This is a genomic window from Algorimicrobium echini, assembly GCF_900115185.1.
Classification (GTDB): Bacteria; Bacteroidota; Bacteroidia; order Flavobacteriales; family Flavobacteriaceae; genus Algorimicrobium; species Algorimicrobium echini.
The window spans coordinates 363,802-380,817 of sequence record NZ_FOVN01000002.1 but is presented as its reverse complement, the minus strand read 5'-3'; the positions used below and the strand labels follow the sequence as shown (position 1 = coordinate 380,817).

The window sequence follows — 17,016 nt, the reverse complement described above, 5'->3', positions numbered from 1 at the left end:
CATGGCTAACTCAACCATAATTTATATCATCTTATCTGGAATTATAGCGCTATTATTAGCGCTTTTTCAGTATGTATACCAGTCAAAACAAACTAAAACTAATATTGTTTTGGCAGGTTTACGGTTTGTAACCATTTTCTCGATATTATTACTGTTAGTAAATCCGAAATTAGAATCTGAAACCTTTTACAATGAGAAACCCAATTTGGTTATTGCAATTGATGACTCTAATTCTATTCAGTTTTTAAATCAGTCAGAAAATGTTCAGCAAATTATTCAATCTTTAAAGACTAACACAAAGCTAAATGAAAAATTTAATATCGATTTTTATAAGTTTAGTGATGCTTTAACGCGTAATGACTCTCTTGAATTTAATACCAAACAGACCAATATTTCTAAAGCTTTAAAAGATCTTGACGCTATTTATAGAACAACGGTTGCACCAACTGTTCTTATTACAGATGGGAACCAAACCTTTGGTAACGATTACCAGTATATGGCAAAAAGATACAAACAACCTATTTATCCAATAGTTTTAGGCGATACCACGCAGCATGCCGATTTAAAAATTGCACAGCTAAACGTCAATAAATATGCGTTTTATAAAAATAAATTTCCCATTGAGGTGATTTTGGTTTATAATGGTGAGGAACCGATTGTATCTGAATTTAAAATTTCCGCAGGTAATGCAACATTGTATTCTGAAAAGATAACGTTTAGTAAAACAAACAATTCTAAAATTATTCAAACGACATTAACCGCTAACCAAATAGGTGTTTTTACCTACCAAGCAGCTATTCAACCAATAGCTAACGAAAAAAATACGGCTAATAATAAGAAGAATTTTGCCATTGAAGTTATTGATGAGCAAACCAATATAGCTATTATAAGCAATCTGTTACATCCAGATTTAGGCGCACTTAAAAAAAGTATTGAAACGAATGAACAACGAACAGTTAGTATTTTAAAACCCAACGATTTCTTATCGAAAGCAGATGAATTTCAATTAGCTATTTTATACCAACCCAATGTGCAATTTAAAGCTGTTTTTGATAAGTTAAATACAGCTAATTTAAACCGATTTGTTATTTCTGGAACACAAACTAATTGGCAATTTTTAAATAGTGTTAGTGCTAATTATCAGCATGATAAGGTGTTTCAAACAGAAAATTATTTACCGGTTCTGAATACTAATTATTCAGAATTTATTATGCCAGATGTTGCTTTTGAATCCTATCCGCCATTAAAGGGTTCCTTTGGAAATATTAATATGAAAGTACCATTTCAAACCCTGTTATATAAACAAATAGGCAGTATTGCAACAAACAAACCTTTATTAGTGAGTTTTGAAAGTCAAACTAGAAGGGAAGCTATACTTCTTGGTGAAAATATATGGAAATGGCGCGCGCAAAGCTATTTAAACCACAGTGATTTTAAAAACTTTGATGATTTCATAGGTAAAATAGTGCAATATTTAGCATCTAAAAAACGCCGAGAACGGTTAAGTTTATCGTATGAGTCTTTCAATGATGGTAATACAAGCGTAATTTTACAGGCTCAATATTTCAATAAAAATTATGAGTTCGACAATCGCGAAACCTTAACGATGACAGTTGTAAATGAAGAATCTAAAGAAAGTAAAACAATACCTTTAGTTCTTAAAAATAATAATTATGAAGTGGATTTAAGTAGTTTGCCAGCATCCGAATATAAATTTACAGTAACTGCAAATCCCAGTAACATATCCAAATCGGGAACTTTTACCATATTGGATTATAACATTGAGCAGCAATTTACAAATGCAGATATAACCAAATTACAACAAGTTGGTAACTCTACAGGTGGTGGTGTCTTTTTTCAGGATCAATTAGCAACTTTGAATCAGAATTTATTAACCGATAATCGCTATGCCACTATTGAGAGAAGTACTAAAAAAACCGTATCTTTGATAGACTGGAAATACTTGTTAGGTCTTGTAATTTTAGCCCTTTCGGCTGAATGGTTTTACCGCAAGTATAAAGGTTTAATTTAAATAAAAAAACTATGGAAAAATTACCCAAAATTGGATTACCTATTATTATTGTACTCGTTATTTTAATTGTTCTTGTTGCTAAATCTGCGGTAACAATTGGTTCTGGTGAAGCAGGTGTGCTTTATAGAACCTTTGATAATGGTGTTGTAACAGACGAACCAGCTCTTGGAGAGGGATTTCACATTGTGGCCCCTTGGAATAAAGTTTACATCTATGAAGTACGCCAACAAGAGATTTTAGAAAAAATGAACGTACTATCTTCAAACGGATTAGATATTAAATTAGAAGCTTCGGTTTGGTTTCAGCCAGCGTTTGAAAGTCTCGGTAAATTACATCAAGAAAAGAGTGAAATGTATAAAGAACGTGTGTTATTGCCAGCTATTCGTTCCGCAGCAAGATCTGTGGTTGGGCGCTATACACCAGAGCAATTATATTCAAGTAAGCGTGACGCTATTCAACAAGAAATTTTTGAAGAAACAGAAAAAATTGTGTCCGATCAATACATTCAATTAAATGAAGTTTTAGTGCGTGATGTAACTTTACCACCAACTATTAAAGATGCAATTGAGCGTAAACTAAAACAAGAGCAAGAATCTTTAGAATATGAGTTTAGATTGGTTACAGCTGCAAAAGAAGCTGAAAAAGTAATTATTGAGGCACAAGGTAAAGCCGATGCTAACAGAATTTTGAGTGCATCATTAAACGATAAAATTTTACAGGATAAAGGGATTGAAGCGACAGTAAAATTGTCTGAATCTCCTAATAGCAAGACCATTATAATTGGATCTGGTGATTCTGGATTACCAATTATTTTAGGAAACCAATAAGAGTTTTAAAAATTAAATGGTCGTTTATTTGGAATAACCAATTTATTTTAACAATCTTTGTTCAAAGAAAAAGCAAACAATGAGTTTTATTCAATTACATCATCATCATTTTCATACGTGCACTCAAGCAGGCTGAAAATGTATTGAATAAAATCAACATATTAAAAAACCCGTTTGAGTATATCAAACGGGTTTTTTCTTATAATCCTTTTTGGATTTCTACTCGTTCAGATTTACTCAAACATCAAATAAGTTTAATTTAAAAACTCACAGTAGTTAAAAGATGTTATGAGAAAATTAAAAATTGCCGTTCAAAAATCAGGTCGTTTACACGACGATTCCATGAAAATGCTAAAAGAAGTTGGTATAGCAATTGATAACGGACGCGATCAATTAAAAGCAAGTGCCAAAAATTTCCCTTTAGAAGTCTTCTATCTTCGAAATGGTGATATTCCGCAATACCTTTTAGATGGCGTGGTGGACGCTGCCATTATTGGAGAAAATGTCCTGGTTGAAAAAGGAAATACCATTTCAATTGTTGAAAAATTAGGTTTTTCATCGTGTCGTGTATCGTTAGCTATCCCTAAATCTGAAACGTATGTAAACATTCAAGATTTGAATGGTAAACGCATAGCAACATCATACCCGAATACCGTTAATACGTTTTTGAAAAAAAACAATTTGGAAGCACAACTTCATATTATTAACGGTTCTGTTGAAATTGCACCCAATATTGGTTTAGCTGATGCTATTGTAGATATTGTTTCTAGTGGTAGTACTTTGTTCAAAAATAATTTGCAAGAGGTAGAAGTCTTATTACAGTCTGAAGCCGTTTTGGCTGTTTCTCCTAAAATAGAAAAAGAAGAACTGGCCATTTTAAATAAGCTTCAATTCCGATTACAGTCTGTTTTAAAAGCTAGAAAATCACGCTATGTATTATTAAATGCTCCAAACAAAAATTTAGAATCAATCATTAAAATTCTACCTGGAATGAAAAGTCCAACGGTATTACCGTTAGCAAAATCAGGTTGGAGTTCGCTTCATTCCGTTATTGATAAAAATGATTTTTGGGAAATTATTGATGAATTAAAAAAAGAAGGAGCCGAAGGTATTCTTGTATGTCCAATTGAAAACATGGTATTATGATAGTAGTAGAAAACCCACAAAATAAGGTTTGGATGGACTTATTAAAACGTCCAACAGCTTCAGTAGCTGAAATTGAAACAACCGTAACTGAAATATTTAAAGATATTGAACAACAAGGCGATTCAGCTGTCTTAAAATATACGGATATTTTTGATGGTGTAAAACTTTCCAATCTGTTGGTTTCACCTGAAGAAATTCAGAACGCCAAAATGAAAGTTGGTACCGAATTAAAGGAAGCCATTTTATTAGCTAAACGAAATATTACACGTTTTCACCAAGCACAACAAACAGAAAAAATTGAAATTGAAACCGAAACGGGTGTTTTATGTTGGCAGGAAAAACGAGCTATTCAAAAAATTGGCTTATATATTCCAGGTGGTACAGCACCTTTGTTTTCAACAGTCTTAATGTTAGCTATTCCTGCAAAAATAGCTGGTTGTGAAGAAATAGTTTTGTGTTCGCCACCCAATAAATCTGGCCAAATTGCTGATGAAATTCTCTATGCAGCCGATTTATGTGGTGTAACTAAAATTTATAAAGTTGGTGGTATTCAGGCAATTGCAGCCATGACGTTCGGAACAGAAACAATACAACCAGTATATAAAATTTTTGGTCCAGGGAATCAGTTTGTTACCGTGGCTAAACAATTAGCAACTAAATTTGGTGTCGCAATTGATATGCCTGCTGGACCGAGTGAATTATTGGTTGTTGCAGACGATTCAGCTGTTCCTAAATATGTGGCTGCTGATTTATTAAGTCAAGCTGAACATGGATCAGATAGTCAAGTGGTTTTAGTCTCTACCTCCAAAAACCTCATTGATAATGTTTTGAAAGAAATGACAATACAGCTGTCGCAATTACCAAGAAAATCCCTCGCAGAAAAAGCGATTGCTAATTCAAAAGCCATTTTACTGGCTAATAATGAGGAAGCCCTAAATTTCATTAATGCGTATGCACCAGAGCACTTTATTATTTGTACCGAAAACGATGCATTTTTTGTGGATGGCATTCAAAATGCTGGTTCTGTTTTTATTGGGAATTATACGCCAGAGAGTGCTGGGGATTATGCATCTGGAACCAATCACACCTTACCAACAAATGGTTTTAGTAAATCCTATTCTGGTGTAAATTTAGACAGTTTCAGTAAAGCAATTACCTTTCAAAAAATTACAAAAACAGGAATCAAAAACATAGGAAATGCTATTGAGATTATGGCAGAAGCCGAAGGTTTACAAGCGCACAAAAATGCCGTATCCATCCGATTAAAAGATTTACAATCATGAATATTAACAGTTTAGTAAGACCAAATATTATCCAGCTAAAGCCGTATGCATCAGCTCGCGATGAATTTAAGGATTTTAAAAAAAGCATGACCTTTTTAGATGCCAATGAAAATCCATTTGAAACTGGATTAAATCGGTACCCAGATCCGCAACAGTCTGCTTTAAAAATACGACTATCAAGTATTAAGGACTGTAATGCCAATCAATTATTATTAGGAAATGGAAGTGATGAAGTTTTAGATTTAATTTTTAGAGCCTTTTGCGAACCAGGAAAAGATAAAGTAATCTTGTTGCCACCAACATACGGTATGTATGAAGTCTTGGCCAATTTAAATAATATAGAAACCATTAAAATTCCTTTAAACACGGATTTTCAACCGAACGTTTCAGATATTCTAAAAGCATCTAATTCAAATTGTAAAATACTATTTTTATGCTCGCCAAATAATCCAACAGCAAATAGTTTTGGAGCCGAAGTTATAGAGGAGTTACTTTTAAAATTCAAAGGGATTGTCGTAATTGATGAAGCCTATATAGATTTTTCTGAACAGGAAAGTTGGAGTAGTAGGTTAGCTGAATTTCCAAACCTTATTATCATTCAAACACTTTCAAAAGCCTTTGGTTTAGCTGGAATTCGTTTGGGTATAGCTATTGCTTCGCCCGAAATTATAAGTATTCTAAACCGTATTAAACCTCCTTATAATATCAACCAGTTAACGCAACAATCGGCTTTAAATAAATTAGAAAATTTAGAAATTGTAACCAATCAAATTGAACTGATTAAGAATGAACGTATCCGTGTGCTTTCAGCATTACAAAATATAGATTTCGTTAGAAAAAGGTATTCAAGTGATGCTAATTTTATTTTAGTTCAAGTGGATGACGCAAACAAACGCTACCAACAATTAATTGATAAAGAAATTGTTGTTCGAAATAGAACAAAAGAACCAGGTTGTAATAATTGTCTGCGTTTTACCATTGGAACATCTGAAGAAAACACCAAATTATTAACCGTTTTAAAATCATTAACATGAAGAGAGTTTTATTTATAGATCGTGATGGTACCTTAATAAAAGAGCCACAAGATGAACAAATTGATGGTTTTGACAAACTAGAATTTTATCCACAGGTTTTTCAGTATTTGGGTAGAATTGCGAACGAGTTAGATTTTGAATTGGTTTTAATAACCAATCAAGATGGACTTGGAACCGACGCGTTTCCTGAAAATACATTTTGGCCAGTTCATAATTTGGTTATGGACACTTTTAAAAATGAAGGTATTATTTTTAAAGAAGAATGTATTGATAGAACTTTTGCCAAGGATAATGCACCAACACGTAAACCCAAAACAGGCTTGCTTACTCAATATTTTTCTGAAGACTATGACTTGACAAATTCCTATGTTATTGGAGACCGGTTAACGGATATGGAATTGGCTAAAAATTTAAACGCAAAAGGGATTTTAATTAATGGTCAGGCTAATTTAGGCGCAAATGAAACGTCATTGAAAGTGGAAGCTTTACAGCCTTTTATCTTATTAGAAACAGATAATTGGGAAGCCATTTACAATCTATTAAAAGCTAAAGAACGTTCAGGTTCTATTGAACGCAAAACCAATGAAACGGCTATTAAAATTGATTTAAATTTAGATGGTACAGGAAAAAGCACCATTCAAACAGGAATTGCTTTTTTCGATCACATGTTAGAGCAAATAGCCAGACATGGTCAATTGGATTTAAACATCCAAGTGGATGGTGACCTAGAAGTAGATGAGCACCACACCATTGAAGATACAGCCATTGCCTTGGGTGAGTTATTTCATACGGTTTTAAGTAGTAAATTAGGAATAGAACGCTATGGTTTTTGCATCCCAATGGATGATTGTTTGGCGCAAGTTGCTATTGATTTTGGTGGTAGAAACTGGCTGGTTTGGGAAGCGGAGTTTAAACGGGAAATGATAGGAAAAATGCCAACTGAAATGTTTATGCATTTCTTTAAATCATTTACAGATGGTGCTAAATGTAATTTAAATATTAAAGCAGAAGGTACTAATGAGCATCATAAAATTGAAGCCATTTTTAAGGCGTTTGCAAAAGCTATAAAAATGGCTGTTAAACGAGATGTAACCAAAATGATTTTACCAACCACAAAAGGACTTTTATAATGAATGTAGTAATTATAGATTATGGTGTTGGAAATATTAAAAGCATTCAGTTTGCTTTTGAAAGATTAGGAACATCAGCTATTTTAAGTCAAGATGTTCAAACCATTTTAGCAGCAGATAAAATTATACTGCCTGGTGTTGGAGAAGCCAGTTCAGCTATGAGAAAATTGAAAGCTACCCAGTTGGACCAGCTAATTCCTAAACTAACGCAACCTGTTTTAGGAATTTGTTTAGGCATGCAATTAATGTGTAATTATTCTGAAGAAGGAAAAACCAACGGGTTAAAAATTTTTGATACACAGGTGAAGCGTTTCTCAAATGCAGTAAAAGTCCCACAAATGGGATGGAATACAATTGCAAACTTAAAAACAAAACTGTTTAACACAATAAATGCGAACGAATACATGTATCTTGTTCATAGTTACTATGCTGAAAGTTGTTCTGATGCTATTGCCTTTACAGAATACGATTTAAAATATGCATCAGCTTTAAATAAAGATAACTTTTATGGTGTTCAATTTCATCCCGAAAAAAGTGGTATAGCTGGAGAACAACTACTGAAAAACTTTTTACAGCTATAACAGAGTTTTCAGTCCCTAAAAAATTAACGGCCTTTTTTAGGCTATATTGAAAATATTAAGATTATGAGAATTATACCAGCAATTGATATCATTGGCGGAAAATGCGTCCGACTTACCAAAGGCGATTATGATACAAAAAAAATATACAATGAAAATCCATTAGAAGTAGCCAAGCAGTTTGAAGATTCAGGAATTGAATATTTACATTTGGTAGATTTAGATGGCGCAAAAGCAAGTCGGGTGGTTAATTATAAAGTTTTAGAATTATTAGCCTCGAAAACAAATTTAAAAATTGATTTTGGAGGTGGATTAAAAACTGATGATGACTTACATGTTGCTTTTAATTCTGGTGCTCGTCAAATAACGGGAGGCAGTATAGCTGTTAAAAACTCCGATACCTTTACCAACTGGTTGGAGGTATATGGCTCCGAAAAAATAATACTTGGAGCAGATTGTTATCCTACAGAAACTGGTGGAACCATTGCTGTAAGTGGGTGGCAAGAGCGCAGCAATCAAGAGGTTATTCCGTTTGTAAAAAATTATCAAAAAAAAGGAATTCGGTATGTTATCTGTACAGATATATCTAAAGATGGTATGTTAGAAGGTCCTGCATTTAAACTTTACACCAAGATGCTTGAAGCTTGTTCAAATTCTAGTTCGCGTCAATCCATCAGGCTAATTGCTTCAGGTGGCGTATCCAAAATTGAGGATGTTATGGCCTTAAAAGAATTGGGTTGCGAAGGTGTTATTATTGGCAAAGCACTTTATGAAAACAAAATTCAACTCAAAGATTTAGCACGCTATATTTAGAAACTATGCTTACAAAACGAATCATTCCTTGTTTAGATATTAAAAATGGACGAACCGTAAAAGGCGTTAATTTTATTGATTTAAAAGATGCTGGAGATCCCGTTATTCTAGCCAAAAAATACGCACAGACTGGAGCTGATGAACTCGTATTTTTAGATATTTCTGCAACGTTAGAAGGTCGGAAAACCTTAATAGATATGGTATTGCAAGTTGCAAAAGAAGTTAATATTCCGTTTACGGTTGGAGGTGGAGTTAGTTCGGTTTCTGATGTAGATTTACTATTGCAATCTGGTGCGGATAAGGTGGCCGTTAATTCTGCAGCCATAAAACGCCCTGAATTAATAACAGAACTTTCAGATAAGTTTGGTAGTCAATGTGTCGTTATTGCCATAGATGCAAAACAAATTGAAGGTCAGTGGAAAGTTCATTTAGCTGGTGGGACCATTCCAACAGATTTGGATTTGTTTACATGGGCAAAAACTGTTGAGAATCTTGGTGCTGGTGAAATTCTGTTCACATCCATGGATCATGATGGTACTAAAAATGGCTTTGCAACTACTGCTTTAGCACAACTATCATCAGAATTAAATATTCCAATCATAGCCTCTGGTGGTGCAGGTACCTCAAACCACTTTTTAGAAGTTTTTAAAAATGGTTCTGCAGATGCTGCGTTAGCAGCTAGTGTGTTCCATTTTGGAACGATTGACATTATAGAATTAAAAAAAACATTAAAACAAAACAAGTTACCAATACGCTTATCATGACAATCAATTTTAATAAATACGAAAATGGATTAGTTCCAGCAATTATTCAAGATTATAGCACCAAAACAGTATTAATGTTGGGTTATATGAATCAAGAGGCTTATTACAAAACACAAGAAACAAATCATGTAACATTTTTTAGTCGTTCAAAAAATAGATTATGGACAAAAGGAGAAAGTAGTGGAAACTTTTTGGAACTTATAAATATGAAAGTGGATTGCGATCAAGATGCCTTATTAATTTCAGTAAACCCAAAGGGACCAACCTGTCATACAGGTTCTGATTCGTGTTGGAATGAAACAAATAGCTCAAATTATGGTTTTATTTCTAAATTAGAACGTGTTATTGCGGATAGAAGAGAAAATCAAAATGAAGAAAGTTCCTATGTTGCATCTCTATTTAAAGGCGGCATTAATAAGATAGCACAAAAAGTGGGCGAGGAAGCTGTAGAAGTTGTTATAGAAGCTAAAGATGAAAACGATACATTGTTTCTGAATGAGAGTGCCGATTTGCTATTTCATTATTTAATCCTACTGCAAGCCAAAGGTTTTACCATAAAAGATGTTGAAGCTATTTTAAAAGCGCGCCAAAAATAATTTTATTTTTGGCGGCTAAATATATGAAGTTCTATTGGTAGGTGTTTTATTAAGAATACAACGCTACTGATGCTCTAGGATAACCAACCTTTTTGGGTGGCTGCTTTAGAATAAATAATAAGATAAACACCAATAATTAATACCATGATAGGCATTATTATAGCTCCAGGGCCATAAACATCCATATTATTACTTATAAACAAATTATGTATCATTTGAACAATAATACCAATTAAGGAGAGTATAAACACAGGTTTAGACCACTTCTTACGAAGCAACAAACCGATGCATCCTAATGTTCCTCCAAATACGGCTATAGCAAAAGCAGCGGTTACCCAAGCTGGTACATCATGATATAAAGCTTGTTCAGGTTCTGGTAGTTTTGAAAGTGCTTCGTCGGTCATAAAAGCTTGCATTAAATAAGCAGAAACACCCATTAAATTCCAAATTAAAGCAACAATGCTAATAATCCAAAATGACTTTGGTGGTTTTTGTGTTGATGTCATAATTTAAGTTTGATTGGTTAATATGTTAAACAAGGTAAGAATTATTTGTAAACCATTTTTAAAATAGTAATTTTCGGGACTCAAAAAATTCAAAAGTGTTCGAAAAACGCTATTACTATTTAATTACCTGTCAATATTTAGGTTATCGGTTTCATGGGTGGCAAAAGCAACCACAATTAAAAACCGTTCATTTAATGATTGATAAAACACTGAATTTCATATTAGAGGGCAAACGTTTTAAAACATTGGGCTCTGGAAGAACTGACGCTATGGTATCAGCCAATGAAGCTGCTTTTGAATTATTCTTATATCATGAAATAGAAGATTTAGAAGCTTTTTTAACACACTTTAACCATAATTTGCCTCAAGATATCAGAGCATTAACAATAACTGAAGTTAATGCCGATTTTAACGTCATTCAAGATTCTAAAATAAAAGAATACATTTACGTTTTTGCTCATGGCAATAAGTTTCATCCGTTTTGTGCACCCGTTATTACCACTATTTTAGACCCTCTAGATACAGAAGCTATGAAAGCTGGTGCCAAACTTTTTGAAGGGCTACATTATTTTAAATCGTATTGTTATAAGCCTACGGATCACGGAGTTTATAATCGTGAAATAATTACATGCGAAATTATTGAAAACACCTTATTTACAGCCAATTTTTTCCCCGAACAGTCGTATTTACTACGCGTTAAAGCAAAAGGGTTTATGCGAAATCAAATTCGTCTTATGATGGGTGTTCTGATTGAATTAGGAAAAGGAGAGAAATCATTGCAAGATATTTCCGATAGCTTGAAACCAGACAATCAAATTGCAATACATTATATTGCTCCGGCTTCTGGTTTAATACTTAATAAAATAGAATATGATACACTTCCTAATGTATCAACTAATTAAATCCAATTATACTAGGTGTCAATTTTCTGCTAATACCTGCCTTGTTTCCCTATAACAGATAATCATTAGTAAATAAGAATCTAGACACATTTTTTCAGAATAGAATAATTTATCAGCGATTGAGCTAATAATATTTCGGATTACGCCAAAATACTCGCCTTGGTTGACCTAGATTGCAAATATTCAAAGGAGTGCGCATTAATTTAGCGACTCACTAACTAAAACAATACAATACAAATGGATGAACAGTTTTCAGAAGCTTTAGATAATTTATATAACAAATTAGGTGGATGGTTTAATGCTATAATTGAAAATTTACCCAATTTTGGACTTGCAGTCCTAGTCGTGATAGCCTCGTATTTTATGGCAAAATATATCAATCGTTGGACTTATCGATTGGTTTCTAAACAGGTAAGTCAAGATTCTGTAAGTAGGATGGTTGCTAAAATGGCAGCCGTTGTAATCGTGTTGGTAGGTTTATTTCTGTCGTTAGGAATTTTAAATTTAAGTAAAGCATTAACGTCCGTATTAGCAACTGCCGGTGTTGCTGGTTTGGCTATTGGACTTGCTTTACAAAATACCTTATCCAATACAGTAGCTGGTATTGTTCTGTCTTTTAGAGAGAAAATTCAAATTGGTAATTGGATTGAAACAAACGGCTTTTCAGGCGAGGTTTTGGATATTAATCTTAAAAATTTTGTCATGAAAGAAGCGGACAATAATGTGGTAATCTTACCGAATAAATTAATTCTTGAAAATGCGTTAAAAAACTACTCGTTAACCGATAAAATGAGAATTTTTATCAATTGTGGTGTTGGATATGAGTCTAATTTAGAACAAGTGAGAGATTTAACCAAAGAGGCCATTGCTAATGCGTTTGATCAGGTAGAGAAAGCGGATGATGTAGAATTTTATTATACTGAATTTGGTGATAGCTCAATAAATTATTTATGCCGATTTTGGGTAAATGCTGTGAATAAGAAGCAAGAATTAGAAGCCCAAACACAAGCCATGATTGCTATTAAAAAGGTATACGATTCAGAAGGTATTAATATTCCATTTCCAATTAGAACGTTGGAGTTTAATAATAAATTGGCTTTGGAAAATAATGAACTAAAAGATTAAAATCTAGTTGTTTTAAATTCAATGGAATGCTTCATGTAGTTTATATATAATGGACGCTGACTTAAATTTCAAACATTTGTTTTATTACGCTAATATTAATTTTAATAACGTTAAAACAAATTAGAGATATAGGTTATATTCGAAATGTGTTACGTGCAACATTAAAAAAAATCGTATTAACAAATAGAATAGATTGGTTGCAGGTAGTCATAAATTAATTATTAACTTTAAAAACACAAATCATGAAAACACTAATATATGTTGGATTATTTCTAATTTCTGGAACATTGTTTGCTCAAGAAAAAGCAAGAGATATGTCTCAAGAAACAGAAACAAAAACCATAACCACAGATAATGGACGTGAGGTAACACAGAAAAAGGTAAAAGTTACAACAACCGAAAAGAGTGAGGTAAAACTATCTAAAGCAGATGCCAATAAAATTAACCAAGAGCGAATTGTAGAAGGTGCTGATAAAAAAGTGACACAAACAATTGAAATTGATAATGATATGGATCCGTTTTATGACTCCAAAATAGAGCACATTAATTATCAGAAAGACGGTAAAAACTATAAGTTTGTTAAGACTACAAATGGTTTTGATGTTTCTTTTATGAAATCTGGTGATGAATACGGCCGTGCTATTAAAAATTTAGAATCTAGAAAATACGAATTTAAAACAGCAGATTTTTCAGGAGTTGGTTATTTTGATAATGAAGGAAACTTTGTACTTGATTACTATGATAAAGAGACTGGAACTTACGTAACTAAAAAATTTGTAAGCTTAAAATAATATAGATTTATTAAAATAATTTCAAGACTGTCTGAATAAGACAGTCTTTTTTTTTAATTTTAAAATAAAAAAGTATGCAACCTATTGATCCTAGAGTGTTTTCATTTTTAAAGAAACTAGAAAAAAATAATAACCGCGACTGGTTTACGGAAAATAAAAAGGAATTTAAAGCCATTGAAAGCACCATAAAAAAGTCTTACAAATCATTGTTTGAAGCATTAAAAGTGCACGATGATGTGGATCAGTTTAAAATTTTTAGGATATATCGAGATGTCCGATTTTCTAAAAATAAACTACCTTATAAAACACATTTTGGAGGTTCGTTTCAAAGACGTAAACCAGAATTAAGAGGTGGCTATTACCTTCATCTTGAACCAAATAATGCGTCCTTTATTGCGGTTGGTTTTTGGGACCCTAATAAAGAAGATTTACTACGAATTCGTAAAGAGTTTGAAATGGATGCATCTGAAATGCGAGAGATTATGAATGCTAGCCACTTTAAATCCATTTGGGGTGAATTGGAAGGTGATGAGCTTATTTCGGCGCCACGTAACTTCGATAAGGAACATCCAAACATCGACTTAATTAGAAAAAAGCAATATATTTTCACTAAAAAATTTGGTGATACCGAGGTATTACAGGCAGATTTTTTAAATACTGTAAATAATGCGTTTAAGGAAATAAAACCTTTTTTTAATTATATGAGTGAGGTGCTTACAACGAATTTAAATGGTGAACGTATTATTTAATTTCTAAAATTTCATGTGTATAACCATTAAACGTTATCGAATCGCCTACCTGTTTTCCTTTTAATAGCTGTCCAATTGGCGACAATAAAGAAATACCAAAGTAGTTGTTGTTACCAATATCTATAGTTCCCATACTGATACTTATAAAAAACGTATTTTGGGTCGTTTTTACAATACTTCCTAACGAAATGGTATCAAAACTCTTTTTAGGGTTTATGAGTTTCAAGGTGTCTAATGTTTTTGTAGCATCAGCCAAATGTTGTGCATTTTTTTCCAAATCATTAAATAATTTCCCGTTGCCAGAATCATCCTCCATATCATTGCTCTTGTCATTGGTTTCAATAGACTCTTTAATGGTTTCTATTTCATCTTTATAACTTGCAATACGTTTATTTACATAGCTAAAACAAGCTTGTAAAAGCGCTTCTTTTTCATTCATAATTAAGCCACCAAAGGTTCAAATAATTGAATATTACTAATTAATCGTTCTTTAACAATGTTCATCATCCGTTTATTTAAAGCAGATGAATTGGTAATGTAAAACTGATACTCATCAACGGTAAACTGACCAATAATGATACCTTTCAAGGCGTTTCTGAACTTAATATCTTTTTGAATGGCATTTTCAATATAATCAATTTGCTTTTCCACAGTCAAATCATAAAAAGCACCTTTATGCTTATGGGCATAATTTTTAAAAACTTCAATTAATAAATCGTTTTGAAATTTAATTATGGGCCTTAAGGTTGCGTTTTGAAAACGTTCGTCAGTACTCATACCATCATGGAATTTAGCTGATGAAATTTTGGGTCTACAGGCTAAAAGTTGTTCAGTTCGGTTCATGATATTAGTTTTAATAAATTTATGAATTCTATCATCCTTAAAATATAATCTAGTCAAGGAATATCAACAGGTTTATTAACAAATAAGAAAAAACTATCAGTCAATAAAATGTTTATTAGGCATTATTAATTGTAAGATTTTAAATACCTGTATCTTTGAATTATACAAATTTTAGATAGATAGCATATGAGATTTCATTCACGAAAATGGGTAAAACCAGAAGATTTAAATCCAAATGGGACATTGTTTGGTGGTCGTTTGTTAGCTTGGATAGACGAAGAAGCTGCTTTATATACTGTTGTTCAGTTAGAAAACCCTAAAATTGTTACGAAATATATTTCCGAAATAAATTTTATGAGTTCAGCTAAACAAGGCGATATTGTAGAGGTAGGGATGGAGGTTACTAAATTTGGAACCAGCTCTATTACATTAAAATGTGAAGCGCGAAATAAAATGACACGTGAAACCATTTTAACTGTTGATAATATAATTATGGTTAATCTTGATGATCAAGGAAAACCCAAGCCACATGGTAAAACTAAAGTTGAGTTCGTTAAAGACCGTTTAAATAATCAATAACGTTTTTCTTTATAAAAAAGTCTTAAAAACATTAATTTACTATGTTATAAAAGTCATAAAGTGCTTGACATGAGTTGTTTAGTTTTGTATTTTAAAAGAAAACTAAAACCATGAAATTACTTCCATTATTATTAACATTATTTTTAAGCATAAACGTTTTTGCTCAAGATCCAATGTTGCAGAAAAACAACCAAGCACTTGATGAACAGGCTAAAGAATTAACCCAAACGTACAGCAAAGAACTCGCTCTGAATGGGGAACAAATTGGTATGTTTGAAAATAAGGTTGAAGAATTTTTAATTCGTTCAGAAAAAATAAAAAAAGAATTTCAAGGCCGAAAAATGCTTGAAATGTTATACACGTTACAAGCTCGTGAAACAGCTGAAATGGACAATATTTTAACTAGACCACAGCTGGAACTGTATAAACAAATTAAACCAAGAATTCAGCCGTTAGAGGAATTGGACATGGATAAAAAAAAATAAAGACAAATTAACAGTCCTTAATTTACAAATTTGGGTAAGTCAGTTACCGATAAAATTGTACGTTAATATGATGTAAATCCCTTTTAACGTAAATATGTTACGTTCATAAGATTTTTTAGGAGCAAAGTGATATAGTTGCTTAATTTTGAACTAATTATCAATGTTTTGTCTCATGAAAAATTTAATAACATACGTGCTTGTAATTGGCATTTCCAGTATCATTTCTGCTCAAAATACAGAACAAAAAACAAAGTATTGCGACGAAGTTTCTCACCTTATTAAAAACCAAAATCCATTTTATGATTTTGAAGAAGCTTCCCTGTCGTCTGAAGAAACCATGGTGGATTACAATTCACAATCCCAAAAACTTAAAATTTCGGGAACTGTATTTTTACCAGATGGTATGACACCAGCTAAAGATGTTATAATTTTTATCCAACAAGCAGACCAGAATGGTGAATACACAGTTATTACAAATTCGGAAAAAGTATATGTAAAAAATAGGTTATGGGTTAAAACTGATGAAAACGGCAAGTATACAATAAACACATATATTCCTGGTTCTACAAATAAGCCACTAACTTATCCACATGAGTTACAACCTATGCATATTCACGCCATGATTAAAGAGCCTGGTAAACAAGAATATGCCCTTTATAGAATGATGTTTGAAAACGATCCCTTAATAACCAAACTCTGTAGAAAACGTTTAAAGCGTAAAAATATAGATAGTATTTTAGAGTTGAAAACAGAAGGCGATATACAAATAGCTACTAAAAATATTGTTTTGGAAGCCCAAAGTGAAAGTCTGTAATATAATATTAAATGCTTTA

At 32.4% G+C, this 17,016-nt stretch carries 20 protein-coding genes; 17 read left to right on the top strand and 3 right to left on the bottom strand.

All coding sequences use genetic code 11. The features are described from left to right. Window position 1 precedes the first annotated feature (1 nt). The 10 genes from BM239_RS07915 (at window position 2) to hisIE (ending at window position 10,203) form a co-directional block, all read left to right on the top strand. On the top strand, window positions 2–2,032 hold the full coding sequence (locus tag BM239_RS07915; protein WP_092207240.1) for a vWA domain-containing protein: 2,031 nt from the start codon (window positions 2–4) through the stop codon (window positions 2,030–2,032). An 11-nt stretch (window positions 2,033–2,043) separates the two neighbouring features. Continuing rightward, entirely contained in the window at window positions 2,044–2,859 is an 816-nt protein-coding gene (locus BM239_RS07910; protein ID WP_092207238.1) for a prohibitin family protein, read from the top strand. 288 nt (window positions 2,860–3,147) lie between these two features. After that, window positions 3,148–4,005, top strand: coding sequence for an ATP phosphoribosyltransferase (gene hisG, locus BM239_RS07905; RefSeq protein WP_092207236.1), 858 nt, complete (start codon window positions 3,148–3,150; stop codon window positions 4,003–4,005). Further along, window positions 4,002–5,288 (top strand): histidinol dehydrogenase, encoded by a 1,287-nt coding sequence (gene hisD / locus BM239_RS07900; protein WP_092207234.1) that lies wholly within the window; start codon window positions 4,002–4,004, stop codon window positions 5,286–5,288. The genes hisG and hisD overlap by 4 nt, the downstream gene beginning before the upstream one ends. Next, window positions 5,285–6,322 carry a histidinol-phosphate transaminase gene (hisC, locus tag BM239_RS07895; RefSeq protein WP_092207232.1) on the top strand — a complete coding sequence of 346 codons (1,038 nt, stop codon included), beginning with the start codon at window positions 5,285–5,287 and terminating at the stop codon, window positions 6,320–6,322. Before hisD ends, hisC begins: the two co-directional genes overlap by 4 nt. Continuing rightward, complete coding sequence (hisB, locus tag BM239_RS07890; RefSeq protein WP_092207229.1) at window positions 6,319–7,452, top strand: bifunctional histidinol-phosphatase/imidazoleglycerol-phosphate dehydratase HisB; 1,134 nt, start codon at window positions 6,319–6,321, stop codon at window positions 7,450–7,452. The genes hisC and hisB overlap by 4 nt, the downstream gene beginning before the upstream one ends. After that, window positions 7,452–8,033 (top strand): imidazole glycerol phosphate synthase subunit HisH, encoded by a 582-nt coding sequence (gene hisH / locus BM239_RS07885; protein WP_092207227.1) that lies wholly within the window; start codon window positions 7,452–7,454, stop codon window positions 8,031–8,033. Before hisB ends, hisH begins: the two co-directional genes overlap by 1 nt. A 63-nt stretch (window positions 8,034–8,096) precedes the next feature. Beyond that, window positions 8,097–8,843: a 1-(5-phosphoribosyl)-5-[(5-phosphoribosylamino)methylideneamino]imidazole-4-carboxamide isomerase gene (gene hisA / locus BM239_RS07880; RefSeq protein WP_092207225.1), complete on the top strand. Its 747-nt coding sequence runs from the start codon at window positions 8,097–8,099 to the stop codon at window positions 8,841–8,843. Between the two features lie 5 nt (window positions 8,844–8,848). Continuing rightward, window positions 8,849–9,607, top strand: coding sequence for an imidazole glycerol phosphate synthase subunit HisF (gene hisF, locus BM239_RS07875; protein ID WP_092207223.1), 759 nt, complete (start codon window positions 8,849–8,851; stop codon window positions 9,605–9,607). After that, window positions 9,604–10,203 (top strand): bifunctional phosphoribosyl-AMP cyclohydrolase/phosphoribosyl-ATP diphosphatase HisIE, encoded by a 600-nt coding sequence (gene hisIE, locus BM239_RS07870; protein ID WP_092207221.1) that lies wholly within the window; start codon window positions 9,604–9,606, stop codon window positions 10,201–10,203. Before hisF ends, hisIE begins: the two co-directional genes overlap by 4 nt. Window positions 10,204–10,277: 74 nt before the next feature. On the opposite strand, the gene BM239_RS07865 is transcribed toward hisIE, so the two are convergent. Then, window positions 10,278–10,709 carry a hypothetical protein gene (locus BM239_RS07865; RefSeq protein ID WP_092207219.1) on the bottom strand — a complete coding sequence of 144 codons (432 nt, stop codon included), beginning with the start codon at window positions 10,707–10,709 and terminating at the stop codon, window positions 10,278–10,280. Between the two features lie 95 nt (window positions 10,710–10,804). Between BM239_RS07865 and BM239_RS07860 the strand changes: the two genes are divergently transcribed. From BM239_RS07860 to BM239_RS07845, 4 genes are all read left to right on the top strand, one after another. Beyond that, window positions 10,805–11,611, top strand: a complete 807-nt coding sequence (locus tag BM239_RS07860; protein ID WP_092207217.1) for a tRNA pseudouridine synthase A — start codon at window positions 10,805–10,807, stop codon at window positions 11,609–11,611. Between the two features lie 237 nt (window positions 11,612–11,848). Next, window positions 11,849–12,736 (top strand): mechanosensitive ion channel family protein, encoded by an 888-nt coding sequence (locus tag BM239_RS07855; RefSeq protein WP_092207215.1) that lies wholly within the window; start codon window positions 11,849–11,851, stop codon window positions 12,734–12,736. A 242-nt stretch (window positions 12,737–12,978) separates the two neighbouring features. Then, the gene (locus tag BM239_RS07850) at window positions 12,979–13,527 is read left to right on the top strand and encodes a hypothetical protein (protein WP_092207213.1); all 549 of its coding nucleotides are present in this window, start codon (window positions 12,979–12,981) and stop codon (window positions 13,525–13,527) included. A 74-nt stretch (window positions 13,528–13,601) separates the two neighbouring features. Next, complete coding sequence (locus tag BM239_RS07845; protein ID WP_092207211.1) at window positions 13,602–14,276, top strand: DUF2461 domain-containing protein; 675 nt, start codon at window positions 13,602–13,604, stop codon at window positions 14,274–14,276. On the opposite strand, the gene BM239_RS07840 is transcribed toward BM239_RS07845, so the two are convergent. Both BM239_RS07840 and BM239_RS07835 read right to left on the bottom strand, forming a co-directional pair. Beyond that, window positions 14,269–14,715, bottom strand: a complete 447-nt coding sequence (locus BM239_RS07840) for a GreA/GreB family elongation factor (RefSeq protein ID WP_092207209.1) — start codon at window positions 14,713–14,715, stop codon at window positions 14,269–14,271. The two genes, BM239_RS07845 and BM239_RS07840, sit on opposite strands and share 8 nt — an antisense overlap. 2 nt (window positions 14,716–14,717) lie before the next feature. Further along, window positions 14,718–15,119, bottom strand: a complete 402-nt coding sequence (locus tag BM239_RS07835) for a glyoxalase (protein WP_092207207.1) — start codon at window positions 15,117–15,119, stop codon at window positions 14,718–14,720. A gap of 186 nt (window positions 15,120–15,305) precedes the next feature. On the opposite strand from BM239_RS07835, the gene BM239_RS07830 reads away from it, so the two are divergent. The 3 genes from BM239_RS07830 to BM239_RS07820 all read left to right on the top strand — a co-directional run bounded on the left by BM239_RS07830 (window position 15,306) and on the right by BM239_RS07820 (window position 16,997). Then, window positions 15,306–15,698 (top strand): acyl-CoA thioesterase, encoded by a 393-nt coding sequence (locus BM239_RS07830; protein WP_092207205.1) that lies wholly within the window; start codon window positions 15,306–15,308, stop codon window positions 15,696–15,698. Window positions 15,699–15,808: 110 nt separating this feature from the next. After that, window positions 15,809–16,183 (top strand): hypothetical protein, encoded by a 375-nt coding sequence (locus BM239_RS07825; RefSeq protein ID WP_092207203.1) that lies wholly within the window; start codon window positions 15,809–15,811, stop codon window positions 16,181–16,183. A gap of 172 nt (window positions 16,184–16,355) precedes the next feature. Then, window positions 16,356–16,997 carry a dioxygenase family protein gene (locus tag BM239_RS07820; RefSeq protein ID WP_177209001.1) on the top strand — a complete coding sequence of 214 codons (642 nt, stop codon included), beginning with the start codon at window positions 16,356–16,358 and terminating at the stop codon, window positions 16,995–16,997. Window positions 16,998–17,016: the final 19 nt, after the last annotated feature.

Bases quoted from the DNA above. Each gene is read 5' to 3' on its own strand.
- BM239_RS07915 (WP_092207240.1), top strand. From the start codon at position 2: ATGGCTAACTCAACCATAATTTATATCATCTTATCTGGAATTATAGCG.
- BM239_RS07910 (WP_092207238.1), top strand. From the start codon at position 2,044: ATGGAAAAATTACCCAAAATTGGATTACCTATTATTATTGTACTCGTT.
- hisG (WP_092207236.1), top strand. From the start codon at position 3,148: ATGAGAAAATTAAAAATTGCCGTTCAAAAATCAGGTCGTTTACACGAC.
- hisD (WP_092207234.1), top strand. From the start codon at position 4,002: ATGATAGTAGTAGAAAACCCACAAAATAAGGTTTGGATGGACTTATTA.
- hisC (WP_092207232.1), top strand. From the start codon at position 5,285: ATGAATATTAACAGTTTAGTAAGACCAAATATTATCCAGCTAAAGCCG.
- hisB (WP_092207229.1), top strand. From the start codon at position 6,319: ATGAAGAGAGTTTTATTTATAGATCGTGATGGTACCTTAATAAAAGAG.
- hisH (WP_092207227.1), top strand. From the start codon at position 7,452: ATGAATGTAGTAATTATAGATTATGGTGTTGGAAATATTAAAAGCATT.
- hisA (WP_092207225.1), top strand. From the start codon at position 8,097: ATGAGAATTATACCAGCAATTGATATCATTGGCGGAAAATGCGTCCGA.
- hisF (WP_092207223.1), top strand. From the start codon at position 8,849: ATGCTTACAAAACGAATCATTCCTTGTTTAGATATTAAAAATGGACGA.
- hisIE (WP_092207221.1), top strand. From the start codon at position 9,604: ATGACAATCAATTTTAATAAATACGAAAATGGATTAGTTCCAGCAATT.
- BM239_RS07865 (WP_092207219.1), bottom strand. From the start codon at position 10,709: ATGACATCAACACAAAAACCACCAAAGTCATTTTGGATTATTAGCATT.
- BM239_RS07855 (WP_092207215.1), top strand. From the start codon at position 11,849: ATGGATGAACAGTTTTCAGAAGCTTTAGATAATTTATATAACAAATTA.
- BM239_RS07850 (WP_092207213.1), top strand. From the start codon at position 12,979: ATGAAAACACTAATATATGTTGGATTATTTCTAATTTCTGGAACATTG.
- BM239_RS07845 (WP_092207211.1), top strand. From the start codon at position 13,602: ATGCAACCTATTGATCCTAGAGTGTTTTCATTTTTAAAGAAACTAGAA.
- BM239_RS07840 (WP_092207209.1), bottom strand. From the start codon at position 14,715: ATGAATGAAAAAGAAGCGCTTTTACAAGCTTGTTTTAGCTATGTAAAT.
- BM239_RS07835 (WP_092207207.1), bottom strand. From the start codon at position 15,119: ATGAACCGAACTGAACAACTTTTAGCCTGTAGACCCAAAATTTCATCA.
- BM239_RS07830 (WP_092207205.1), top strand. From the start codon at position 15,306: ATGAGATTTCATTCACGAAAATGGGTAAAACCAGAAGATTTAAATCCA.
- BM239_RS07825 (WP_092207203.1), top strand. From the start codon at position 15,809: ATGAAATTACTTCCATTATTATTAACATTATTTTTAAGCATAAACGTT.
- BM239_RS07820 (WP_177209001.1), top strand. From the start codon at position 16,356: ATGAAAAATTTAATAACATACGTGCTTGTAATTGGCATTTCCAGTATC.